The 21,013-nt window shown below is 62.8% G+C and carries 21 protein-coding genes; 6 read left to right on the top strand and 15 right to left on the bottom strand.

Annotated features, from left to right (window positions below; genetic code table 11):
* Nucleotide 1: 1 nt before the first annotated feature.
* Nucleotides 2-868: an RNA methyltransferase gene (locus tag NKI17_RS06765; RefSeq protein WP_352905551.1), complete on the bottom strand. Its 867-nt coding sequence runs from the start codon at nucleotides 866-868 to the stop codon at nucleotides 2-4.
* A 206-nt stretch (nucleotides 869-1,074) separates the two neighbouring features.
* On the opposite strand from NKI17_RS06765, the gene NKI17_RS06760 reads away from it, so the two are divergent.
* Nucleotides 1,075-2,286: an NADP-dependent isocitrate dehydrogenase gene (locus NKI17_RS06760; protein WP_352457792.1), complete on the top strand. Its 1,212-nt coding sequence runs from the start codon at nucleotides 1,075-1,077 to the stop codon at nucleotides 2,284-2,286.
* Nucleotides 2,287-2,297: 11 nt separating this feature from the next.
* A complete protein-coding gene (locus NKI17_RS06755) occupies nucleotides 2,298-2,924 on the top strand; it encodes a glutathione S-transferase family protein (RefSeq protein ID WP_023674700.1) in 627 nt (208 codons plus the stop codon).
* A gap of 123 nt (nucleotides 2,925-3,047) precedes the next feature.
* Here the strand turns inward: NKI17_RS06755 and NKI17_RS06750 are convergent, their stop codons facing one another.
* From NKI17_RS06750 to recA, 3 genes are all read right to left on the bottom strand, one after another.
* Nucleotides 3,048-3,842, bottom strand: a complete 795-nt coding sequence (locus tag NKI17_RS06750) for a PhzF family phenazine biosynthesis protein (RefSeq protein WP_023674698.1) — start codon at nucleotides 3,840-3,842, stop codon at nucleotides 3,048-3,050.
* A gap of 64 nt (nucleotides 3,843-3,906) precedes the next feature.
* The gene (gene alaS / locus NKI17_RS06745) at nucleotides 3,907-6,573 is read right to left on the bottom strand and encodes an alanine--tRNA ligase (RefSeq protein WP_352681706.1); all 2,667 of its coding nucleotides are present in this window, start codon (nucleotides 6,571-6,573) and stop codon (nucleotides 3,907-3,909) included.
* Between the two features lie 260 nt (nucleotides 6,574-6,833).
* Entirely contained in the window at nucleotides 6,834-7,931 is a 1,098-nt protein-coding gene (gene recA / locus NKI17_RS06740) for a recombinase RecA (RefSeq protein ID WP_023674696.1), read from the bottom strand.
* A 278-nt stretch (nucleotides 7,932-8,209) separates the two neighbouring features.
* Between recA and NKI17_RS06735 the strand changes: the two genes are divergently transcribed.
* On the top strand, nucleotides 8,210-9,142 hold the full coding sequence (locus tag NKI17_RS06735) for a PfkB family carbohydrate kinase (protein ID WP_023674694.1): 933 nt from the start codon (nucleotides 8,210-8,212) through the stop codon (nucleotides 9,140-9,142).
* 34 nt (nucleotides 9,143-9,176) lie between these two features.
* On the opposite strand, the gene NKI17_RS06730 is transcribed toward NKI17_RS06735, so the two are convergent.
* Nucleotides 9,177-9,500, bottom strand: a complete 324-nt coding sequence (locus NKI17_RS06730) for a TfoX/Sxy family protein (RefSeq protein WP_023674693.1) — start codon at nucleotides 9,498-9,500, stop codon at nucleotides 9,177-9,179.
* Nucleotides 9,501-9,590: 90 nt separating this feature from the next.
* Between NKI17_RS06730 and NKI17_RS06725 the strand changes: the two genes are divergently transcribed.
* Nucleotides 9,591-10,088 (top strand): GFA family protein, encoded by a 498-nt coding sequence (locus NKI17_RS06725; protein ID WP_023674692.1) that lies wholly within the window; start codon nucleotides 9,591-9,593, stop codon nucleotides 10,086-10,088.
* A 163-nt stretch (nucleotides 10,089-10,251) separates the two neighbouring features.
* Here the strand turns inward: NKI17_RS06725 and sufA are convergent, their stop codons facing one another.
* The 8 genes from sufA to NKI17_RS06685 all read right to left on the bottom strand — a co-directional run bounded on the left by sufA (nucleotide 10,252) and on the right by NKI17_RS06685 (nucleotide 17,930).
* The gene (gene sufA, locus NKI17_RS06720; RefSeq protein ID WP_006206001.1) at nucleotides 10,252-10,632 is read right to left on the bottom strand and encodes a Fe-S cluster assembly scaffold SufA; all 381 of its coding nucleotides are present in this window, start codon (nucleotides 10,630-10,632) and stop codon (nucleotides 10,252-10,254) included.
* A 109-nt stretch (nucleotides 10,633-10,741) separates the two neighbouring features.
* On the bottom strand, nucleotides 10,742-11,134 hold the full coding sequence (locus tag NKI17_RS06715) for an SUF system Fe-S cluster assembly protein (RefSeq protein WP_023674690.1): 393 nt from the start codon (nucleotides 11,132-11,134) through the stop codon (nucleotides 10,742-10,744).
* A gap of 5 nt (nucleotides 11,135-11,139) precedes the next feature.
* Nucleotides 11,140-12,381, bottom strand: a complete 1,242-nt coding sequence (locus tag NKI17_RS06710; protein ID WP_352625338.1) for a cysteine desulfurase — start codon at nucleotides 12,379-12,381, stop codon at nucleotides 11,140-11,142.
* 191 nt (nucleotides 12,382-12,572) lie between these two features.
* Nucleotides 12,573-13,841 (bottom strand): Fe-S cluster assembly protein SufD, encoded by a 1,269-nt coding sequence (gene sufD, locus NKI17_RS06705; protein ID WP_352905550.1) that lies wholly within the window; start codon nucleotides 13,839-13,841, stop codon nucleotides 12,573-12,575.
* A gap of 43 nt (nucleotides 13,842-13,884) precedes the next feature.
* Complete coding sequence (gene sufC / locus NKI17_RS06700) at nucleotides 13,885-14,640, bottom strand: Fe-S cluster assembly ATPase SufC (RefSeq protein WP_023674687.1); 756 nt, start codon at nucleotides 14,638-14,640, stop codon at nucleotides 13,885-13,887.
* Nucleotides 14,633-15,049, bottom strand: a complete 417-nt coding sequence (locus NKI17_RS06695; protein ID WP_352905549.1) for a hypothetical protein — start codon at nucleotides 15,047-15,049, stop codon at nucleotides 14,633-14,635. The genes sufC and NKI17_RS06695 overlap by 8 nt, the downstream gene beginning before the upstream one ends.
* A complete protein-coding gene (gene sufB, locus NKI17_RS06690) occupies nucleotides 15,046-16,563 on the bottom strand; it encodes a Fe-S cluster assembly protein SufB (RefSeq protein WP_023674685.1) in 1,518 nt (505 codons plus the stop codon). The genes NKI17_RS06695 and sufB overlap by 4 nt, the downstream gene beginning before the upstream one ends.
* A gap of 188 nt (nucleotides 16,564-16,751) precedes the next feature.
* The gene (locus tag NKI17_RS06685) at nucleotides 16,752-17,930 is read right to left on the bottom strand and encodes a cysteine desulfurase family protein (protein WP_352905547.1); all 1,179 of its coding nucleotides are present in this window, start codon (nucleotides 17,928-17,930) and stop codon (nucleotides 16,752-16,754) included.
* A 290-nt stretch (nucleotides 17,931-18,220) separates the two neighbouring features.
* Between NKI17_RS06685 and NKI17_RS06680 the strand changes: the two genes are divergently transcribed.
* Nucleotides 18,221-18,895 (top strand): alpha/beta hydrolase, encoded by a 675-nt coding sequence (locus NKI17_RS06680; RefSeq protein WP_023674683.1) that lies wholly within the window; start codon nucleotides 18,221-18,223, stop codon nucleotides 18,893-18,895.
* A gap of 6 nt (nucleotides 18,896-18,901) precedes the next feature.
* The gene (locus NKI17_RS06675; RefSeq protein WP_352905546.1) at nucleotides 18,902-19,552 is read left to right on the top strand and encodes an FMN-binding negative transcriptional regulator; all 651 of its coding nucleotides are present in this window, start codon (nucleotides 18,902-18,904) and stop codon (nucleotides 19,550-19,552) included.
* Between the two features lie 41 nt (nucleotides 19,553-19,593).
* Here NKI17_RS06675 and NKI17_RS06670 read toward each other — a convergent pair whose 3' ends face one another.
* Nucleotides 19,594-19,926: a lipid-A-disaccharide synthase N-terminal domain-containing protein gene (locus NKI17_RS06670; protein WP_352458432.1), complete on the bottom strand. Its 333-nt coding sequence runs from the start codon at nucleotides 19,924-19,926 to the stop codon at nucleotides 19,594-19,596.
* Nucleotides 19,919-20,647, bottom strand: a complete 729-nt coding sequence (locus tag NKI17_RS06665) for a glycosyltransferase family 2 protein (RefSeq protein WP_352905545.1) — start codon at nucleotides 20,645-20,647, stop codon at nucleotides 19,919-19,921. Before NKI17_RS06665 ends, NKI17_RS06670 begins: the two co-directional genes overlap by 8 nt.
* Nucleotides 20,648-21,013: the final 366 nt, after the last annotated feature.

Below are 21,013 nucleotides of genomic sequence, written 5' to 3'. Positions count from 1 at the left end.
GCTAGTCTTTGTCTTTCGCCCTCGCAGCGCGTGCCGCGGCCGCCGGGAGCCGCCTTGGATCGTCGCCGGGCGATCCGTCGCCGCGCGGCATGGCCGGCGAGAACCTGTCCAGCGATGATATTATGCCGCGCAGCACCTTGAGCTCCGGCTCGGCAAAGCCGGGGCGGGTCAGCACAGCGCGCAAATTGTCGACCATCTTCGGCTTCTTCGCTGCCGGGCGGAAATAGCCGCGCGCCTCGAGTGCACCTTCCAGATACACAAACAGGCCGTGCAATTCGTCCTTGGTGGCCGGCGGCATTTCGGGGCCGGAGAAGTTGGTCCTGGTCTCGTCTTCCAGGCCGGACTTCATCCATTCATAGGACATCAGCAGGGCCGCCTGGGCGATGTTGAGCGAGGAGAAAGCCGGATCGACGGGGAAGGTGACGATCTCGTCGGCAAGGCCGACCTCGTCATTATAGAGGCCGAAGCGCTCGCGGCCGAACAGGATGCCGGTGCGCTGGCCGGCCCGCTGCCGCGCCCGCAGCGCCCTGCCCGCCTCGACCGGACCGCGCACCGGCTTGAAATTGTCGCGCGCGCGCGCCGTGGTGGCGAAGACGAAGTTCAAATCGGCAACCGCCGAGGCCAGGTCATCGAACACCTTGACGGCATCGATGACGTGGTCGGCGCGGCTTGCGGCGGCACGCGCCTTCTCGCTCGGCCAGCCGTCGCGCGGATTGACGAGCCGCAGCTCGGAAAGGCCGAAATTGGCCATGGCGCGTGCAACCATGCCGATATTCTCGCCGAGCTGCGGCTCGACCAGGATGATCGCCGGTCCGGACGCTGGAGTTCCGGAGGCAAGAGGGGTGTCGGGATCCTGGGTAGCGGCCATGGTTGTCAGTGAACTGCTGTTTGCGGCATTTCGCAGTCCCCTGCCACATTTGGCGGCGAAAATGAAGCTTTCGCAAGGAATGCCGGCACTACGGCGCGGTTCGCCGTTTGCGCGGCCAAAAAGCCTTTGATATACGGGCCGCATCCCAGGGCCGGCAGCCGTGCGGGCAAGGCCGTTCCGTTCCCCAAAAGCGAGGCATTCTTTCCATGGCGAAGATCAAGGTGGCGAACCCGGTCGTCGAACTCGACGGCGACGAGATGACCCGCATCATCTGGCAGTTCATCAAGGACAAGCTGATCCACCCTTATCTCGACCTCAAGCTCGAATATTACGACCTCGGCATCGAGCACCGCGACGCCACCAACGACCAGGTGACCATCGATTCGGCCAATGCCATCAAGAAATACGGCGTCGGCGTGAAATGCGCGACGATCACGCCCGACGAGCAGCGCGTCGAGGAATTCAAGCTGAAGAAGATGTGGAAGTCGCCGAACGGCACCATCCGCAACATCCTCGGCGGCACCATCTTTCGCGAGCCGATCATCATGAAGAACGTGCCGCGGCTGGTGCCCGGCTGGACCAAGCCGATCATCGTCGGCCGCCACGCCTTCGGCGACCAGTACCGCGCCACCGACTTCCGCTTCCCCGGCAAGGGCAAGCTGACGATCAAATTCGTCGGCGAGGACGGCCAGGTGATCGAGCACGACGTGTTCGACGCACCCGGCGCCGGCGTCGCCATGGCCATGTACAATCTCGACGAATCGATCCGCGAATTCGCCCGCGCCTCCCTGAACTACGGCCTGCTGCGCAATTACCCCGTCTACCTCTCGACCAAGAACACCATCCTCAAAGCCTATGACGGCCGCTTCAAGGACATCTTCCAGGAGGTCTACGAGGCGGAGTTCGAAACAGAATTCAAAGCTAAGAAGCTCTGGTACGAGCACCGGCTGATCGACGACATGGTGGCCTCGAGCCTGAAATGGTCGGGTGGCTATGTCTGGGCCTGCAAGAATTATGACGGCGACGTTCAGTCCGACACGGTGGCGCAAGGCTTCGGCTCGCTCGGCCTGATGACCTCGGTGCTGATGACGCCGGACGGCAAGACCGTCGAGGCGGAAGCCGCGCACGGCACCGTCACCCGCCACTATCGCCAGCACCAGAAGGGCGAGGAGACCTCGACCAATTCGATCGCCTCGATCTTTGCCTGGACGCGCGGCCTCGCGCACCGCGCCAAGCTCGACGACAATGCCGAACTGAAGCGCTTTGCCGAGACCCTGGAAAGGGTCTGCATCCAGACGGTCGAGTCCGGCTTCATGACCAAGGACCTGTCGCTGCTGATCGGCCCCGACCAGCCATGGCTTTCGACCACCGGCTTCCTCGACAAGATCGACGAGAATTTGCAGAAAGCGATGGCCTGAGCCCAACCGGCATGGGCAAGCCCGTCGTCTACGGCGCGGATTACAGCGTCTATGTGCGCATCGTGCGGCTGGTGCTGGAGGAAAAGGGTGTCGGCTACGAGCTCGTGCCCGTCGACGTCTTTGCCGCGGACGGCATTCCCGGCTGGTACTTCGAGCACCAGCCGTTCGGCCGCATCCCGACCTTCGAGCATGACGGCTTTCGCCTCTACGAGACTGGCGCGATTGCCCGTTATGTCGACGAAGCCTTTGACGGCCCGGCGCTGCAACCGGTCGAAGCCCGGCCTCGAGCACGCCTGAACCAGATCACCGGCCTGCTCGACGCCTACGCCTACAGGACCATGGTCTGGGATGTCGCTGTCGAGCGGCTGGAAAAAACGCCGCCCGACGAAGCCGTGATCGCCAACGGGTTGCGGCAGGCGAGAACGGCATTGCAGGCGCTCTCTTCGCTGAAAGCCGAAGGGCCTTGGCTGTTGGGGACGGACCTGACGCTGGCCGACCTGCACGCCGCACCGATCATCGGCTATTTCGTCAAGGTCGCCGAGGGACAAGCCCTGCTGGCCGAGTTTGCCGAGATTCGGGATTGGTATGCGCGCATCACTCAACGCGCGAGTTTTGCGAAAACCGAAAAGGCAGGGTGACAAAGATACGAGAGGCCGAGGGACAGCACCCCCCTCTGTCCTGCCGGACAGAGGGGGGTACTGTCCCGCCGAGGCTGGCGACAAATTCTCCCAGATCCTTGCCTTCTCCGCCTCGCAAGCCGCTCAATCGGGAAGGTAGATCTCCGCCTTCATGAAGGTCTTCGCACGGCCTGTGATCAGCACGCGATCTCCGGCCAGTTTGCAGAGCAAATGCCCGCCGCGCTGCGAGCATTGGAATGCCGACAGATGCGTCTTGCCGAGTTTTTCAGACCAATAAGGCACCAGCGTAGCATGAATGGAGCCGGTTACCGGATCCTCGGGAATGCCCGCCCCGGGCACAAAGTAACGGGAGACGAAATCGTGGGCTCGCCCAGGCGCGGTAATAACCAGGCCGAGAGGATGAAAACGTCCGATCCTGAGCAGATCGGGAACGAAAGATCGCACGGTTGTCTCGTCGGCAAGCTCGACAAACAGGTTCTCGAAATTGCGGAAGCTCGCAACCGGCCGCTGAGGCAATATCGCTTGCAGCGCCGAGTTCAGCTCCTCCTCGACGGGCTGCGGCGGAAAACAAGGCAGATCGAGCTGATAGCCCCCTGCCCACCGGGAAACCCGCAGCTCGCCGACCCGGGTGGCGAAGGCCATTTCGCCCTGACCATTGTATTCCGTAGCCAGCACATGGGCGGCCGCAAGAGTGGCGTGGCCGCAGAAGTCGACTTCGTGGACCGGCGTGAACCAGCGCAAATCCCAACCTTTGCCATTCGGCCGCACAAACGCGGTTTCAGCAAGATTGTTTTCGTTGGCGATGGCCTGCATTACCTGCTCCGACAGCCATTCCTCTAAAAGGAGAACGGCGGCAGGGTTACCCTGGAAGGCCCGTTCGGCAAAGGCATCGACCTGATACATCGTCAGCGTCGGCATATCGGCCCTCAAAGATATCCGCTGGGCGGCGCGCCATTTCGGCCGTGCCGCCCCCGGTGCAGGTTCACGCCGCTTCGAGAGCCGCTTTCACCGCAGCGATCGCGTCTTCGGCCTTCGAGCCGTCCGGGCCGCCGGCCTGGGCCATATCGGGTCGCCCGCCGCCGCCTTGCCCGCCCAATGCCGCGGACGCGACGCGCACCAGATCGATGGCGTTGAAGCGGCCGGTCAGATCATCGGTGACGGCGACGACGACGCTCGCCTTGTTGTCCTCGCCGGCGCCGACAAAGACGACGATGCCGGAGCCGAGCGACTTCTTGCCGGCATCGGCCAACGGCTTAAGATCCTTTGGCGAGACGCCCGATACCGCCTTGCCGAGAAAACCGACACCGGCAATGGTTTCGTTTTCCGCAGGCACACCGGCTGGCGAGCGATCGCCCAGCGCCAGCTTCTTGCGCGCCTCGATCAGCTCCTTTTCGAGCTTCTTGCGTTCGTCCAGCAGCGCCTCGACGCGGGCCGGCACATCGGCCGGCGAAATCTTCAACGCGGCGGCGGCCGCCTTCAACCGCTTGTCCTGTTCGTCGAGATGCTTTCTGGCCGCCTCGCCGGTCAACGCCTCGATGCGGCGCACGCCGGCAGCGACCGCACTGTCGGACACGATGCGCACCAGGCCGATATCGCCGGTCGCCCTGACGTGCGTGCCGCCGCATAGCTCGACCGAATAGGGCCGGTTGGCCTTGGCGCCATGCAAGCCCGTGCCCATCGAAACGACGCGCACTTCATCGCCATATTTCTCGCCAAACAGCGCCATGGCGCCTTCGGCAATGGCGTCGTCGACAGACATCAGCCGCGTGGTTACAGGGCCGTTCTGAACGACGATCTCGTTTGCCATGCGCTCGACCTCTTCGAGCTCGTCAGGCGAGATCGGCTTGTTGTGCGAAATGTCGAAGCGCAGACGCTCGGGCGCGACCAGCGAGCCCTTCTGCGCGACATGGGTACCCAGCACCTCGCGCAGCGCCTCATGGATCAGATGCGTGGCGGAATGGTTCGCGCGCAGCCTGGAGCGACGCGCGTGGTCCACCTTCAGCTCGACGGTCGCACCCGTCTTGACCGTGCCGGTGGCCACCTTGCCAAGATGGACGAAAAGCCCATCGGCCTTCTTCTGGGTATCGGATATTTCGATCGAGAACCCGTCGCCCGAAATGACGCCGGTATCGCCCATCTGGCCACCGGACTCGCCATAGAACGGCGTCTGGTTGACAACCACGGCAACGGCGTCGCCCTTGCCGGCGCTGTCGACGGTCTTGCCGTCCCTGACCAGCGCCTGGATGAGGCCTTCCGCCTGCTCGGTCTCATAGCCGAGGAACTCGGTGGCGCCGGCGTTCTCGCGCACCGGAAACCATACCGTCTCGGTCGCCACGTCGCCGGAGCCGGCCCAGCTTTTGCGCGCCTCCGCCTTCTGCCGTTCCATCGCCTCGGTGAAGCCGGCAAGGTTGACCGAGATGTTGCGCTGGCGCAGCGCATCCTGCGTCAGATCGAGCGGAAAGCCATAGGTGTCGTAGAGCTTGAACGCTGTCTCGCCATCCAGCATGTCGCCGGAGGCCAGCTTTTCCGTCGCCTCCGAAAGCAAGCCCAAGCCGCGCACCAGCGTCTTGCGGAAACGAGTTTCCTCAAGCTTCAGCGTTTCGGTGATCATCTGTTCGCCGCGCACCAGTTCCGGGTAGGCTTGGCCCATCTCGCGGACCAGCGCCGGCACCAGGCGCCACATCAGAGGATCGCGGGCACCGAGCAACTGCGCGTGGCGCATGGCGCGGCGCATGATGCGACGAAGCACGTAGCCGCGTCCTTCGTTGGACGGCAGCACGCCGTCGGCGACCAGGAAGCAGGACGAACGCAAATGGTCGGCGATGACACGGAACGATGCGACGGTGCCCGCATCCGGACCTTTGCCAAGCGCCGACGACGCAGCGTCGATCAGGTGGCGGAACAGGTCGGTTTCGAAGACGCTTTCAACCCCTTGCAGGATGGATGCCATGCGCTCGAGGCCCATGCCTGTGTCGATCGACGGACGCGGCAGGTCGACGCGCTCGTCCTTCGTCACCTGTTCGTATTGCATGAACACCAAGTTCCAGAATTCGAGGAAACGGTCGCCATCCTCCTCGGGGCTGCCGGGAGGGCCGCCCCAGATATGCTCACCGCGGTCGATGAAAATCTCCGAACAGGGCCCGCAAGGCCCAGTGTCGCCCATTGCCCAGAAATTGTCCGAAGTCGCGATACGGATGATGCGATCGTCCGAAAGGCCGGCGATCTTCTTCCAGTACGAGGCCGCCTCGTCGTCGGTGTGGTAGACGGTGACCAGCAGCTTGTCCTTCTTCAGCCCGAACTCCCTGGTGATCAGGTTCCAGGCAAGCTCTATGGCCCGCTCCTTGAAATAGTCGCCGAAGGAGAAATTGCCGAGCATCTCGAAGAAGGTCAGGTGGCGCGCGGTGTAGCCGACATTGTCGAGGTCGTTGTGCTTGCCGCCGGCGCGAACACTCTTCTGGGCAGTCGTGGCGCGCGAATAGGGCCGCTTCTCCAGACCGGTGAAAACGTTCTTGAACTGCACCATGCCGGCATTGGTGAACATCAGCGTCGGGTCGTTGCGCGGCACCAGCGGGCTTGACGCGACGACCTCGTGACCTTCCTTGCGAAAATAGTCGAGAAATGCCGACCGGATCTCGTTGACGCCACTCATGAATACTGCCTTTTCGAGAGAACCGCCGGCTGTCGGCGGAAAATAGACATGGCCTTTTAGCGGTCGCACCGCAGCCTGTCCAGAAACACCAAATGGGCTAAAATCCCGGCTTTCATCAGCGCTTTGAAACGCGTCTGCCTCGCCATCAAACGGGAACCGCCGGCACGGGGCCGGCGGTTCGAAACGCATCGATTACGCAAACTCAAAATCAAAACATCAAATCCAAAACCTGGTTGACGCTCCGCGAGGCGTCGCTTGCCCTACATCACCCCGGCGTCGTCCTCGAAACCGTCATCGCTGCTTTCGGAGCCGCCGTTCTCAAGGAATTTTTCGGCGATCAGCCCGGCATTCTGCCGCAGCGCCAGCTCGATCTCGCGCGCCGTGTCGGGATTGTCGCGCAGGAACAGCTTTGCGTTTTCGCGGCCCTGGCCAAGACGCTGCGAATTATAGGAGAACCAGGCGCCCGACTTTTCGACCACGCCCGCCTTGACGCCGAGATCGACCAGCTCGCCGGTCTTGGAGACGCCCTCGCCATACATGATGTCGAACTCGACCACCTTGAAGGGCGGCGCCAGCTTGTTCTTGACGACCTTGACGCGGGTCTGGTTGCCGACGACCTCGTCGCGATCCTTGACCGAGCCGATGCGGCGGATGTCGAGGCGGACCGAGGCATAGAATTTCAGCGCATTGCCGCCGGTCGTCGTCTCGGGCGAACCGAACATGACGCCGATCTTCATACGGATCTGGTTGATGAAGATGACCATGGTGTTGGAGCGCGAGATCGAGGCGGTCAGCTTGCGCAGCGCCTGGCTCATCAGGCGGGCCTGCAGGCCGGGCAGCGAATCGCCCATCTCGCCTTCGATTTCCGCTCGCGGCGTCAACGCCGCCACCGAATCGACCACCAGCACGTCGATGGCGCCAGAGCGCACCAGCGTGTCGCAGATCTCCAGCGCCTGCTCGCCGGTATCGGGCTGCGAGATCAGCAGGTTTTCGAGATCGACGCCGAGCTTGCGGGCATAGACCGGGTCGAGCGCGTGCTCGGCATCGACGAAGGCGCAGATGCCGCCCTTCTTCTGGGCTTCGGCCACCGTGTGCAGCGCCAGCGTCGTCTTGCCCGAGCTTTCCGGTCCGTAGATCTCGACGATGCGGCCGCGCGGCAGGCCGCCGACGCCAAGCGCGATGTCCAGCCCAAGCGAGCCGGTCGGCACCGTTTCGATCTCGACGACCTGCTCGTTCGCGCCGAGCCGCATGATCGAGCCCTTGCCGAAGGCACGCTCAATTTGCGACAGCGCCGCATCCAGAGCCTTTGATTTGTCCACCGCTTTGTCCTCTACAAGCCGCAAAGAATTCTGAGCCATGATACATCACCCCGTGGTCGTCAATGGAGGCCGGACAATCCCGCAATCCTTAAAAGAATGTACCTCATTTGTTCTCATTTGTCAATGAGCATCAAGGGTTTGAAAAACAACGCATATCCCTATTTGTTCTATTTTTGTTTCGCAATTATTGCTTCCGATGTGTCTCGCCTCGCATGCGGCGCCGTTGCCGTCACCAGCCGAATCGCACCCGCGATTGCAGGGTTCCGCCCGGCCACCTAGTCTCCTCCCGGGCAACAGCAAAGGGCATTTTTGCCGGCATGATGAACTCCCCGACGATCCTGGCCGTGGGCGGCGCCTATATCGAGCGGCGTGGCCGGGTTGCCGGCGCCTTCGTGCCGGCCGCTTCCAACCCCGGCACGATGCGCGAGCATGTCGGCGGTGCCGTCTTCAACGCCTTGCGCTGTGCGGTGCGACGCGGCGCCTCGGCCTCGCTGCTTTCGGTGCGCGGCGGCGATGCCCTTGGCGACACGGTTTTACGCGCCGTCACCGAGGCCGGCATTGCCGACCTGTCGGCGGTGTTCCTCGACCGAGCAACGCCAAGCCATACGATGCTGATCGATAGCGACGGCGGGCTGATCGCCGGCCTTGCCGACATGGTGCTCTACGAGCTGGCGCTTCCCAAGCAGATCCGCCGCGCCAAGGTGCGGGAAGCGATCGGTTCGGCCGACGCGGTGCTGTGCGACGCCAACCTGCCGTCGACCGCGCTGGGGCGGCTGGCGGCACTCGCCGCCGACAAGCCGGTGTTTGCGCTTGCGGTCTCGCCCAATAAGGCGGCGCGGCTGATGCCGGTGCTCGACCGTCTGGCGCTGGCCTTCATGAACCGGCAGGAGGCCGGCGTGCTCGCCGGCGTCGGCATCGATGCTGACGATCAAGGCATCGTCGACGGCCTAAGACGCGCCGGGCTGAAAAGCGGCGTGATCACCGCCGGCGACGAACCAGTGCTCGGTTTTGACGAATTGAGCGCGTTCTCGATCTCGCCACCGCCGCTACAAAAGCGGACCGATACTGCCGGCGCCGGCGACGCATTGGCAGGCGCCACGATCGTTGCCCTGCTGCGCGGCCTGACGCTACGCGCGGCACTGCGCGAAGGCATTGCCGCAGCTATGCTCGCCGTCGAGCGCGCCGCCTTCACCAGCGCTGGCTTTGCCGAAGCGCTGGCGCTCGTGCCCGAGGCGCGGGACCTGGCATGAAGTACGGCCCGGAATTGCCGAAGCATGACGCAGCCTATTTGCCGGCGCGCCGTCCTGCCTCGTAGGCGCGGCGTGCCCAGATCGCCATCTCGTCGGGATCGTCGAAGGCGCTGTCGGGAACGCTCCAATAGGGCATCGACACGAGCTTGCCGTGGCGCGAGCCGGTATAGGTCCATTGCCGGCAGCCGGCCGCTTCGAAATCCGGGGCGCTTTCGGCGTCGGCCTTCAGCATCAATTCGCCACCGATGACGATGGCGACGATGACGCCGTCGAAATAGATGCCCTTGCCGCCGAACAGCTTGCGGATGCTGACCGGGCCGAGGCCTTCGAAAAGCTCTTCTATGCGCTCGTTGTCCATGCGGCGATCATGTCACCCGGATTTCCCCTTGTCATCGACGCAACCGGCACCATCCTGACAAGTTCAGAATCAATTTCGTCGGAGTTTTTCATGCCGCTTCTGCTCAAAGGGTCCTGCCGGTGCAATGCCGTGCGTTTCGAGGTGGAAAGCCACACGCCGGTGCCGTTCATGCTGTGCTACTGCTCGATCTGCCGCAAGCAGCAGGGCGGTGGCGGTTTTGCCATCAATCTCGGCGCCGATTACGAGACGCTGAAAATCCAGGGCAAGCGCCATCTCGGCGTCTACCGCGCCGAGATCGAGGACGACGAGCACCCGCAACGCGAGACCTCGACGGGCGAGCGGAACTTCTGCACGAAATGCGGGACGGCACTCTGGCTCTACGATCCGACCTGGCCGGAGCTGGTGCATCCGTTCGCCTCGGCTGTCGACACAGACCTGCCGAAACCGCCGGAGAAGGTGCATCTGATGCTGAAATACAAGGCGAACTGGGTCGAGCCCGATATCGGCAAGGGCGACAAGGTGTTCGACGTCTACCCGGAGGAGTCGATCGCAGACTGGCACAAGCGAACGGGGATGTGGGTGGATTAGCTTCGGCAGTCCCCCTCATCCGGCCCTTCGGGCCACCTTCTCCCCGCTGGGGAGAAGAGACTGGCTCAACCGTTCGCGACCTCTTCTCCCCTCGGGGAGAAGGTGGCCGCGAAGCGGCCGGATGAGGGGGTCTCGCGAAATCCTACTAAGGAAAAGAAAATTCTCAGGCCGAAGCGCGCGCCTCGGCCAGTGCCTTCAAATCGGCCGGCTTCAACTCGACCGATTCGCCGCAGCCACAGGCCGAGCTCTGGTTCGGATTGCGGAAGGTGAAGCCGGTGCGCAGCGTCGTCTGCTCGAAATCCATCTCGGTGCCGAACAGGAAAAGGGCCGCCTCCGGCGCGACATAGACATGGGCGCCGTCACGCTCGATATGGTCGTCCTTGGTATTGGGTTCGGTCACCAGATCGACCGTATATTCCATGCCGGCGCAGCCGCCCTTCTTGATGCCAAGGCGAATGCCATGCGCATTCTCACGGGTCGCAACGATCTCGCGAACCCGGTCGGCGGCCTTTTCGGTCATCGTGATGACGGCGAAGCGTCCCATGTTTTCCTTCTCCATGCGCGCAGGTTCAAGGCCTGCCGAATGATTCCTCACCTAAAATGGTGAAGTTTTGTACCCGGCGCAAGTGCGCCAGCCTCTGGCTGGTCGGATGCTAGTACCACCCAACCGCCACCTGCGCCTCTTCCGACATTCGGTCGGGCGACCAGGGCGGGTCGAAGGTCATGTTGACCTCGACGCCGGAGACGCCTTCGACGGCGCCGACGGCATTCTCCACCCAACCGGGCATTTCGCCGGCCACCGGGCAGCCAGGCGCGGTCAGCGTCATATCGATCTTGACCGAGCGGTCGTCCTCGATGTCGATCTTGTAGACCAGGCCGAGCTCGTAGATGTCGGCCGGGATTTCCGGGTCGTAGACCGTTTTCAGCGCCGAGACGATGTCGTCGGTCAGCCGCGCCAATTCTTCGGCCGGAATGGCCGATCCGGAGACCACCGCATTGGTGGCCGTTTCGGAAGTGGTCTCGGCGGTATGGCCGGCATCATCCATGATCGTCACCCGAAGAACTTGCGCGCTTTTTCCAGCGCATCGGCCAAAGCATCGACTTCGGCCCTGGTATTATACATGCCGAACGACGCCCTGCATGTGGATGTTACGCCGAAGCGTTTCAACAGCGGCTGGGCGCAATGGGTGCCGGCGCGCACCGCCACGCCCTGCCGGTCGATGACCATCGACACGTCATGGGCGTGGATGCCCTGCAGCTCGAACGAGATGATGGCGCCCTTGCCGGGCGCATCGCCGAAGATGCGCAGCGAGTTGATGGCGCGCAGTTTTTGATGCGCATAATCCTTCAGATCGGCCTCGTGCGCGGCGATGCGCTCGCGGCCGATGTTTTCCATGTATTCGAGCGCGGCACCCAGCCCGATCGCCTGGACGATCGGCGGCGTGCCGGCCTCGAAACGGTGCGGCGGATCGTTGTAGGTGACGATGTCTTGCGTCACCTCCTCGATCATCTCGCCGCCGCCCATGAACGGGCGCATGCGCTCCAGAATATCCTTCTTGCCGTAGAGCACGCCGATGCCCGACGGGCCATAGACCTTGTGGCCGGTGAAGACGAAGAAATCGCAGTCGAGGTCCTGCACGTCGATCGGCATATGCACGGCGCTCTGGCTGCCGTCGACCAGCACCGGGATGCCGCGGGCATGCGCGATGCGCACGATTTCCTTGATCGGCGTCACCGTGCCCAGCGCATTCGACATGTGGGTTATGGCGACCAGTTTTGTCCGGTCGGTCAGCCGCTTCTCGAATTCCTCGATATGGAAGACGCCGAGATCGTCGACCGGTACCCAGACCAGCTTGGCGCCCTGCCGCTCGCGGATGAAATGCCACGGCACGATGTTGGAATGATGCTCCATGATCGAGAGCACGATCTCGTCGCCTTCGCCGATGTTCGGCATGCCGAAACCATAGGCGACCGTGTTGATCGCCGCCGTGGTGTTCGAGGTGAAGACGATGTTGTCGGTGCTCGGCGCATTGAGGAAACGGCGCACCGTCTCGCGAGCCCTCTCATAGGCGTCGGTCGCGGCATTCGACAGGAAATGCAGGCCGCGATGGACGTTGGCGTATTCCTGGGAATAGGCGTGCTGGATGGCGTCGAGCACGGCCTGCGGTTTCTGCGCCGAGGCGCCATTGTCGAGATAGACCAGCGGTTTGCCGTAGACTTGCCGCGACAGGATCGGGAAGTCGCGGCGGATCGCCTCGACGTCGTAGGGGATGTTTTCGACTTTCTGGTCCATCTCGAAGTCCTTGCCGCGCTGCCGCGTTCCTTCCAACACCCCTCATCCGTCTTGGCGCTTCGCGCCAATCCACCTTCTCCCACAAGGGGAGAAGGAGAGGCGCGTTTCCTTCTCCCCTTGTGGGAGAAGGTGGCCGAGCGAAGCTCGGTCGGATGAGGGGTGCTGGCCGAAGCGCCAGGCCCTCATCCACTTTATCCGTGCGCCACGAACCAGTTGTCGAGTCTCGCTTCCAGCGCCTCGACGATGGCCTCGTCGTCCAGTTCCTCGATCACCTCGGCGACGAAGGCCTTGACCAGCAAGCCGCGCGCGGTCTTCTCGTCGATGCCGCGCGCCATCAGGTAGAACAAATGATTGTGGTCGATCTCGGTGACGGTCGCGCCATGGCCGCAGACGACGTCGTCGGCGAAGATTTCAAGCTCCGGCTTGGTCGAGAACTCGCCGTCGTCCGACAGAAGCAGCGTGTTGCAGGCCATCTTGGCGTTGGTCTTCTGGGCATATTGATGGACGTTGATGCGGCCCTGGAAGACGCCGCGCGCTCTGCCGGTCACCACATTGCGGATGACTTCAGTCGAGGCCGTATGCGGCACGGCGTGGTCGAGCACCATGGTGACGTCGGTATGGGTGTCGCCGGCGAGCAGATTGATGCCGCGCAGGGTGAATTCGGCGCCCTCGCCGGTCGTCTTCACGACGACCTCCTGGCGCACCAGCTTGCCGCCGGCATTCATGACGAACAGCGTCAGCTTCGAATTCTTGCCGAGATGCGCCTTGAACTGGGCAAGGTGCGTCGCCGTATCCGGCTGCTCCTGCACGACCAGCCATGTCACTTCGGCGCCCTCGCCAAGCACAAGCTGGCTGACCGAGCTGACCAGTGCCGCCCCCTCGCCCGCCTGGCGTTCGACGATAACAGCGTTGGCGCGGGCACCGACGCGGACGGCCAAGCGTACATGCGTCTGTCCACCGGCCTGCAAATTCTGCATTTCGACCGGCTTGTCCAGTTGGGCACCGTCGGCGATGTCGACGAAATAGCCGTCGGCGACAAAGGCGGTGTTGAGCGCGCCGATGGCATCGTCGCTGCCATAGGAATCCAGCCCCGGGGCGATGCTGCCGTCGGTCAGCTTCTCCGATAGGCGCTGTACCGTGACGCCCTCGACAACAGCCCATTTCGCGCTCGAAACGCCGTTCAGCACCGGTAAAACGCTGGAGCCTTCGACGATCGGCGCAATGGCTTTCGCGACCGCTGCCGGATCGAAGTCCGGCACCGAAGTCAGCAGCCGGCGCAGGTCCGTATAATGCCAGGATTCGACGCGCCGCGTCGGCAGGCCGCCCTTGATCGCCTCGATGGCGTCGTCGCGCTTCAGCATCACCGCGCCGTCGCCGGGCAGCAGCGACAGCCGCTCGCCAAAGGCGTCGATCAGCGCCGTTTCGGCCAATGTTCGCTGGGGTGTCGTGTGCATATTCATCAGTATCGCCTTATTTGGCTTGCCTTCCGGGCCTGCTGGCATCTCACGCGGCTTGCCCGATCACGCCGGCATAGCCATTGGCCTCGAGGTCGAGCGCCAGCGACTTGTCGCCCGACTTGATCACCTGACCCCTGTAGAGCACGTGCACCGTATCCGGCACGATATATTGGAGCAGGCGCTGGTAATGGGTGATGACGACGATGGCCCGGTCCGGCGAGCGCAGCGTGTTGACGCCGTCCGCGACGATCTTCAGCGCGTCGATATCGAGACCGGAATCGGTCTCGTCGAGCACGCAGAGCTTTGGCTCGAGCAGCTTCATCTGCAGGATCTCGGCACGCTTCTTCTCGCCGCCGGAGAAGCCGACATTGAGCGGCCGCTTCAGCATCGCCATGTCCATGTTGAGCGAGGCCGCCGCTTCCTTCACGCGCTTGAGAAATTCCGGGATCTTCAGCGGTTCCTGGCCGCGCGCCTTGCGCTGCTCGTTCATCGCCACTTTCAGGAATTCCATCGTCGCCACGCCCGGTATCTCCATCGGATACTGGAAGGCGAGAAAGATGCCGGCGGTGGCGCGCTCGGCCGGATCCATTTCGAGGATCGACTGGCCGTTGTAGAGGATATCGCCCTCGGTGACCTCATAGTCCTCGCGGCCAGCGAGGATATAGGACAGCGTCGATTTTCCCGAGCCGTTCGGCCCCATGATGGCGGCAACCTCGCCGGCCCTGACCGTCAGGTTCAGGCCACGGATGATCTCGGTGCCGTCATCGACGATGCGGGCATGCAGGTTTCTGATTTCAAGCATTCTCTTGCTCTATCGTTCCGTTAACTACATATCGCCGAGCTAGTGCAACGGCGACGTCGCTTTCAAGTTCAGGTGCCAAGTCAAATCGCATACTTCCGTCCTCGACGGCGTCGGCGGGATTCGGCCACCTGGTGATTTCAAAAATCTCAGGGCCGTAGACTGTGATCATCAACTCCGTGCCGTCTTCGCGCCCAGCGCTAATTCGGTTGGCTTCGACTTCGATACTGACGACAACTTTGCTTTCGGCAGCAAAGCTCCGAAGGTGGTTGCCAAGCGACGTTGCCAATTCTCCGCAAATCCGCTCATCGAGTTTAGCCCGATAGTCGTCGGGTAGCTCACCAGAATGCCTGTCAAACTGGTGGACGCGTGCGACCAACGGCGGACCGTTCTCTGCCTCATCGTCACTCACCCCACGCTCCCCTCGAGGCTGATGCCGATCAGCTTCTGCGCCTCGACCGCGAATTCCATCGGCAGCTGCTGGATGACGTCCTTGACGAAGCCGTTGACGATCAGCGCGATCGCCTCTTCTTCGGGGATGCCGCGCTGCATGACGTAGAATTTCTGGTCCTCTGAAATCTTCGAGGTGGTTGCCTCATGCTCGAACTGAGCGGTCGAGTTCTTGGCTTCCATGTAGGGAACAGTGTGTGCGCCGCACTGGTCGCCGATCAGCAGCGAGTCGCAATTGGTGAAGTTGCGGGCGTTGGTCGCCTTGCGGTGCGCCGAGACCTGGCCGCGATAGGTGTTCTGCGAGAAGCCGGCGGCGATGCCCTTGGAGATGATGCGGCTCGACGTGTTCTTGCCGAGATGGATCATCTTGGTGCCGCTGTCGACCTGCTGATACCCGTTCGACACGGCAATCGAATAGAACTCGCCGCTGGAATCGTCGCCGCGCAGGATGCAGCTCGGATATTTCCAGGTAATGGCCGAACCGGTCTCGACCTGCGTCCACGAAATCTTCGAGCGATGGCCGCGGCAGTCGCCGCGCTTGGTGACGAAATTGTAGATGCCGCCCTTGCCTTCGGCGTCGCCGGGATACCAGTTCTGCACCGTCGAATATTTGATCTCGGCATCGTCGAGCGCGATCAGCTCGACCACCGCGGCATGAAGCTGATTCTCGTCGCGCTGCGGCGCCGTGCAGCCTTCGAGATACGAGACGTAAGCCCCCTCCTCGGCGATGATCAGCGTGCGCTCGAACTGGCCGGTGTTCTTCTCGTTCATGCGGAAATAGGTCGACAGTTCCATCGGGCAGCGCACGCCCTTGGGCACGAAGACGAAGGAGCCGTCGGTGAACACCGCCGAATTCAGCGTCGCGTAGAAATTGTCGGAGGTCGGCACGACCGAGCCGAGATACTTCTTCACCAGCTCCGGATGCTCGCGGATGGCTTCCGAGATCGAGCAGAAGATGACGCCGGCCTGCGCCAGTTCCTTCTTGAAAGTGGTGACGACGGAGACGGAATCGAACACCGCATCGACGGCGACGCGGCCCGACTTGTAGACGTTGTCGCTGGCTTCCTCGAGCTCCGACGCATCGGTCTTCTGCACGCCGGCGAGGATTTCCTGTTCCCTGAGCGGAATGCCGAGCTTCTCATAGACCTTCAGCAGTTCGGGATCGACCTCGCTGAGCGAAGTCGGCCCCGGCGTGCTCTTGGGCGCGGCGTAATAGTGGAGGTCCTGGAAATCGATTTTGGGATAGTGGACGCGCGCCCATTTCGGCTCGTCCAGCGTCAGCCAGCGGCGATAGGCTTCCAGGCGCCATTCCAGCATCCAGGACGGCTCGTCCTTCTTCGCCGAAATGAAGCGGATAATGTCTTCGCTCAGGCCCTTGGGGGCCTTGTCCATCGCGATTTCGGTCTGGAATCCGTATTTATACTGGTCGACATCGATCTTTCGAACTCGATCGATCGTCTCCTGCACAGCAGGCATCAGCGTTCTCCATCCACGCCGGGGTCAAGGCCCGGCAGTTTTCAAACTATGGCACCGCAAACGAGCACCCATCAGGCACCGGAGGCGGCGTAAGTTTCATATAGTGCGTTCATGCCGGAAATTCACCCGGCCAAATGCGAACGCCCGGCTCTACCAGGCCGCAAGGCCCTACATTTCGTCTGCCGCGCTCAGGCGGCTCGTTCCCTGCTTGCCTTTTCCTTACCGGCTTGGCGCGCGACGATCGTCGCCAGCGCCGAACGAAACAGCTCGATATCTTCAGCGCTGGTCGCGTGGCCGATGGACACGCGCAACGCGCCGAGGCCGTCACCGTAACCCATGGCTTTCAGCACATGGCTCGGGCCGACCTTGCCCGACGAACAGGCCGATCCCGCCGACAGCGCCACACCGGCCAGGTCGAAGGCGATCTGCGCCGTCTCGGCCTTGATACCGGCAATAGCGAAGAATGTCGTATTGGCAAGCCTTGGCGCGCCGGTCCCGAAGATTTCGGCGTCCGGAACCAGCGTTTTCACGATCGCCTCGATTTCGTCGCGACGCTGCCGCACCGTTTCGATCGTTTGCAAGCCGGCAAGCGCCTCACGCGCCGCCGCGCCAAACCCGGCAATCGCCGCCAGGTTTTCGGTGCCGCCGCGATGGCCCTTTTCCTGGCCGCCGCCGCTGACCAGCGGCTTTGGCATCATCAGGTCCGACGCCGCGACCATGGCGCCGACGCCCTTTGAGCCGCCGATCTTGTGCGAGGAAAGAATCAAATAATCACCGTAACCCGCCGAGATATCGAGCGGAATGCGGCCGGCAGCCTGCACCGCATCAACAACCAGGATGCCACCCGCCGCCTTGACGATTTCGGCAATGCGGCCAATCGGCTGGATCACGCCGGTCTCATTGTTGGCAGCGTGGATGGCCACCAGCGGCAAGCCTTCGGCCTTGTCATGCTGGGCGAGAGCCTCGGCCAAAACGTCGAGCCTGACGACGCCGTCGGTGTCGACGCCGATCCGCGTTACCTGCCCCGTGGGGAAGCGCCCGCCATTCAGCAGGCAGGGATGGTCGGCCTCGGACACGTAAAGCCGGCTCATGCCGAGGGCGCCGCGCCCCATCTGCCAGTCCGGCGTCAGCAGCGTCGAGGCCGCTTCCGTCGCGCCGGAGGTGAATACGACATGCTCGGCTTTGGCGTTGACCAGTCGAGCCACGTCGCGCCTGGCGTCCTCGATCAGCCGCCGTGCAGCGCGGCCCTCGGCATGGACCGAGGACGGGTTGGCGGCGACGTCGAGCGCAGCGACCACCGCCGCGCGCGCCGAGGCAAGCAGCGGCACGCTGGCATTGTAGTCGAGATAGGCGCGTGCTCCGGCCATTTCCGTCCAACTGGTCCCTTCAAAAGCCGTTCCGCGAAGATAGCGCGTTATTTCCTTGAAATTGCAAGGCAAGACGTCCTATTTACGCGGCTTGCGGCGTGGGTGGCCGAGCCACAGTCTTTGGCCGCCCAGTTTTGAACAATTCTAAACTAGCTTCTAGAAAGACGCCCGCCCTGCGTCAAGGCCTAGGGAAGACTGGGGCCTAGGGAAGACTGGGGCCAGAGGAAGACTGGGGCCAGAGGAAGAGTTGTTCCGGGCGCCGCGCAAATTTATACCAAGTGGAGTATTTCATGCCTGAGGTCATTTTCACCGGTCCGGCCGGCCGTCTGGAGGGTCGCTATCAGCCCTCGAAGGAAAAGAGCGCGCCGATTGCCATCGTCCTGCACCCGCACCCCCAGTTCGGCGGGACGATGAACAACAAGATCGTCTACGACCTCTTCTACATGTTCCAGAAGCGCAATTTCACCACGCTGCGCTTCAATTTCCGCGGCATCGGCCGCAGCCAGGGCGAGTTCGACCACGGCACCGGCGAATTGTCCGACGCCGCCGCGGCGCTCGACTGGGTGCAGTCGCTGCATCCGGATTCCAAGAGCTGCTGGGTTGCCGGCTATTCGTTCGGCTCGTGGATCGGCATGCAGCTTCTGATGCGCCGGCCGGAGATCGAGGGCTTCATCTCGGTCGCGCCGCAGCCCAATACCTATGATTTCTCGTTCCTGGCGCCATGCCCGTCGTCCGGCCTGATCATCCACGGCGACGCCGACAAGGTCGCGCCGCCCAAGGACGTGCAGGGGCTGGTCGACAAGCTGCACACGCAAAAGGGCATTACCATCACCCAGAAGACCTTACCCGGCGCCAACCATTTCTTTGCCAACCATGCGGAGCTTCTGATCGAGGAATGCGCCGACTATCTCGATCGCCGGCTGGCCGGGGAATTGTCCGACCCACGGCCGAAGCGGCTGAGATAATCGGCGATGTACCAACCGCCTCACTTCCAGGAAACACGGCAGGACGTCCTGCACGGGCTGATCCGGGCGCATCCGCTTGGCCTGCTGGTGTCGAACGGCGTCGAGGGGCCGGTCGCCAACGCGATTCCCTTTCTTCTAGACACGGATGTGCCACAGAACGGCAGGCTCCGCGCCCATTTGGCCAAGGCCAATCCGCAATGGCGGCTTTTGGCCGACAATCCCCTGGCGCGGGTGCTGGTCGTCTTCCAGGGCGCCGATGCCTATGTGACGCCGTCCTGGTACGAGACCAAGCGTGAAACCGGCAAGGTGGTACCGACCTGGAACTACGCCATCGTCCAGGTGCGCGGCATCGTCACGGTGATCGAAGACCAGGATTGGCTGGCCGAGCAGATTTCCGATCTGACGATGTCGCAGGAGGGCAGCCGCTCGGCGCCGTGGGCGGTGACCGACGCGCCGGCACCCTTCATCCAGTCACAGATCAAAGGCATCGTCGGCCTGGAGATCGAAATCACCGAAATCAGCGGCAAATGGAAAGTCAGCCAGAACCGCCCGGCCGCCGACCGCGTCGGTGTCGCCGAGGGGCTCGAGAGCGAGACTGCCGATTCGGCCGACATGGTCCGACTGGTAAGGTCTTACGGCGGGCTGGACGGCAAGTAATCTGGATTGCTTGCTCGACCGGTTTCAGGCCGGTCGAGGGCTCAATCGACCTTCGTCATCGCCGTCTTGCGCTCGTTGGCGATCAGCCAGAGATTGCGGATATAGATCAACAGGCCCATGGCCTGGCCGGCGATGAACACCGGATCCTGACGCTGGATGGCGTAGATCAGCAGCAGGCCGCCGCCGAACAGCGAAAAGAACCAGAAGGCGATCGGCACGACGCTGCGCTTGGCCTTTTCCGACGCCACCCACTGCACCAGAAAGCGCATGGTGAAGAAGAACTGGGCGACGAAGCCGAGCAGAACCCAGGCATCGAATTGCTTGACGAAAACATCGTGAAGCCAGGTCGCCAATTCCTGAAGCACGTTACCCATGCCTGATTTCCTCTACTTTGGGCATTCTGCGGCGCCTGCGGCGCAGCCACCAGACGCCGGCAAGATCGAGCACGCCCTGCAGGCCGCGATCGAAGATGCCGTAATTCGATTTGCCGTGACGGCGGGAGCGATCGACGACGTCGCAATGGACGACGCGGTAGCCCTCCTGGATGACCAGCGCCGGAACAAAGCGGTGGGTGCCGTCGAAGAACGGCAATTTCCTCAAAATGTCGGTATGGATCGCCTTGAGGCCGCAGCCGGTATCCCGCGTCTCGTCGTGCAGGATGGCCTTTCTCAGCCCGTTGGCGAAACGCGACGCCAGCTGCTTGATCTTGCTGTCGCGGCGCTTCAGACGCTGTCCCTGCGCGGCCCCGACATCGGGACCAGCCTGCCGCAGCGCGTCTATCAACACTGGGATATAACCGGGGTCGTTCTGGCCGTCGCCGTCGATGGTGGCGACGATATCGCCGCGCGCCGCCCAGGCGCCCGAGCGCACCGAGAGCGACTGGCCGGCGGATTTTTCATGCCTGAGATGGCGCAGCGGAAACCGGCGAAGCGCTGCCTCTGCGGCAAGCACCGAAGGCGTATCGTCTGTCGAGCCGTCGTCGACGACGATGACCTCGAAGTCGCGCCCGGCCATCGCGGCGCCGATCTCGTCGAGCAGAAGCGGCAGGTTCGCCGCCTCGTTCCGGCAAGGAATGACGATGGATATCTCCGGCATCTCGACTCTGTCATAGGATATGGCATTCGATCGATGCCGTGCGGTCCAGCGGATGAGACCCGTTGGCGGCGCCTCATTACGCCAGCCGAAACGATGACGCAAGCAGGCCGCACGCTTGGGGTTCTCCCTTCTCCCCTTGTGGGAGAAGGTGGCCGCGCGAAGCGCGGTCGGATGAGAGGTGTTCCAGCTTGGCAACGACGGCACTCCGTCCAACACCCCTCAACCGTCTTGGCGCTGCGCGCCAATCCACCTTCTCCCACAAGGAGGGCTTTGCACGGGAAGCGAAATCCTGGTTGGTGAGTTAATGGGGCTTTTTTGAAGGCCGGGAAAGCAGTTTTCGACGGCTTGGTATGGCATCGACCGGCA

This window comes from Mesorhizobium sp. M0816, from assembly GCF_040320005.1.
In the GTDB taxonomy this organism is placed as follows: domain Bacteria; phylum Pseudomonadota; class Alphaproteobacteria; order Rhizobiales; family Rhizobiaceae; genus Mesorhizobium.
The sequence above is the reverse complement of the archived record's forward strand: the minus strand, read 5'-3'. Positions and strand labels throughout refer to the sequence as shown.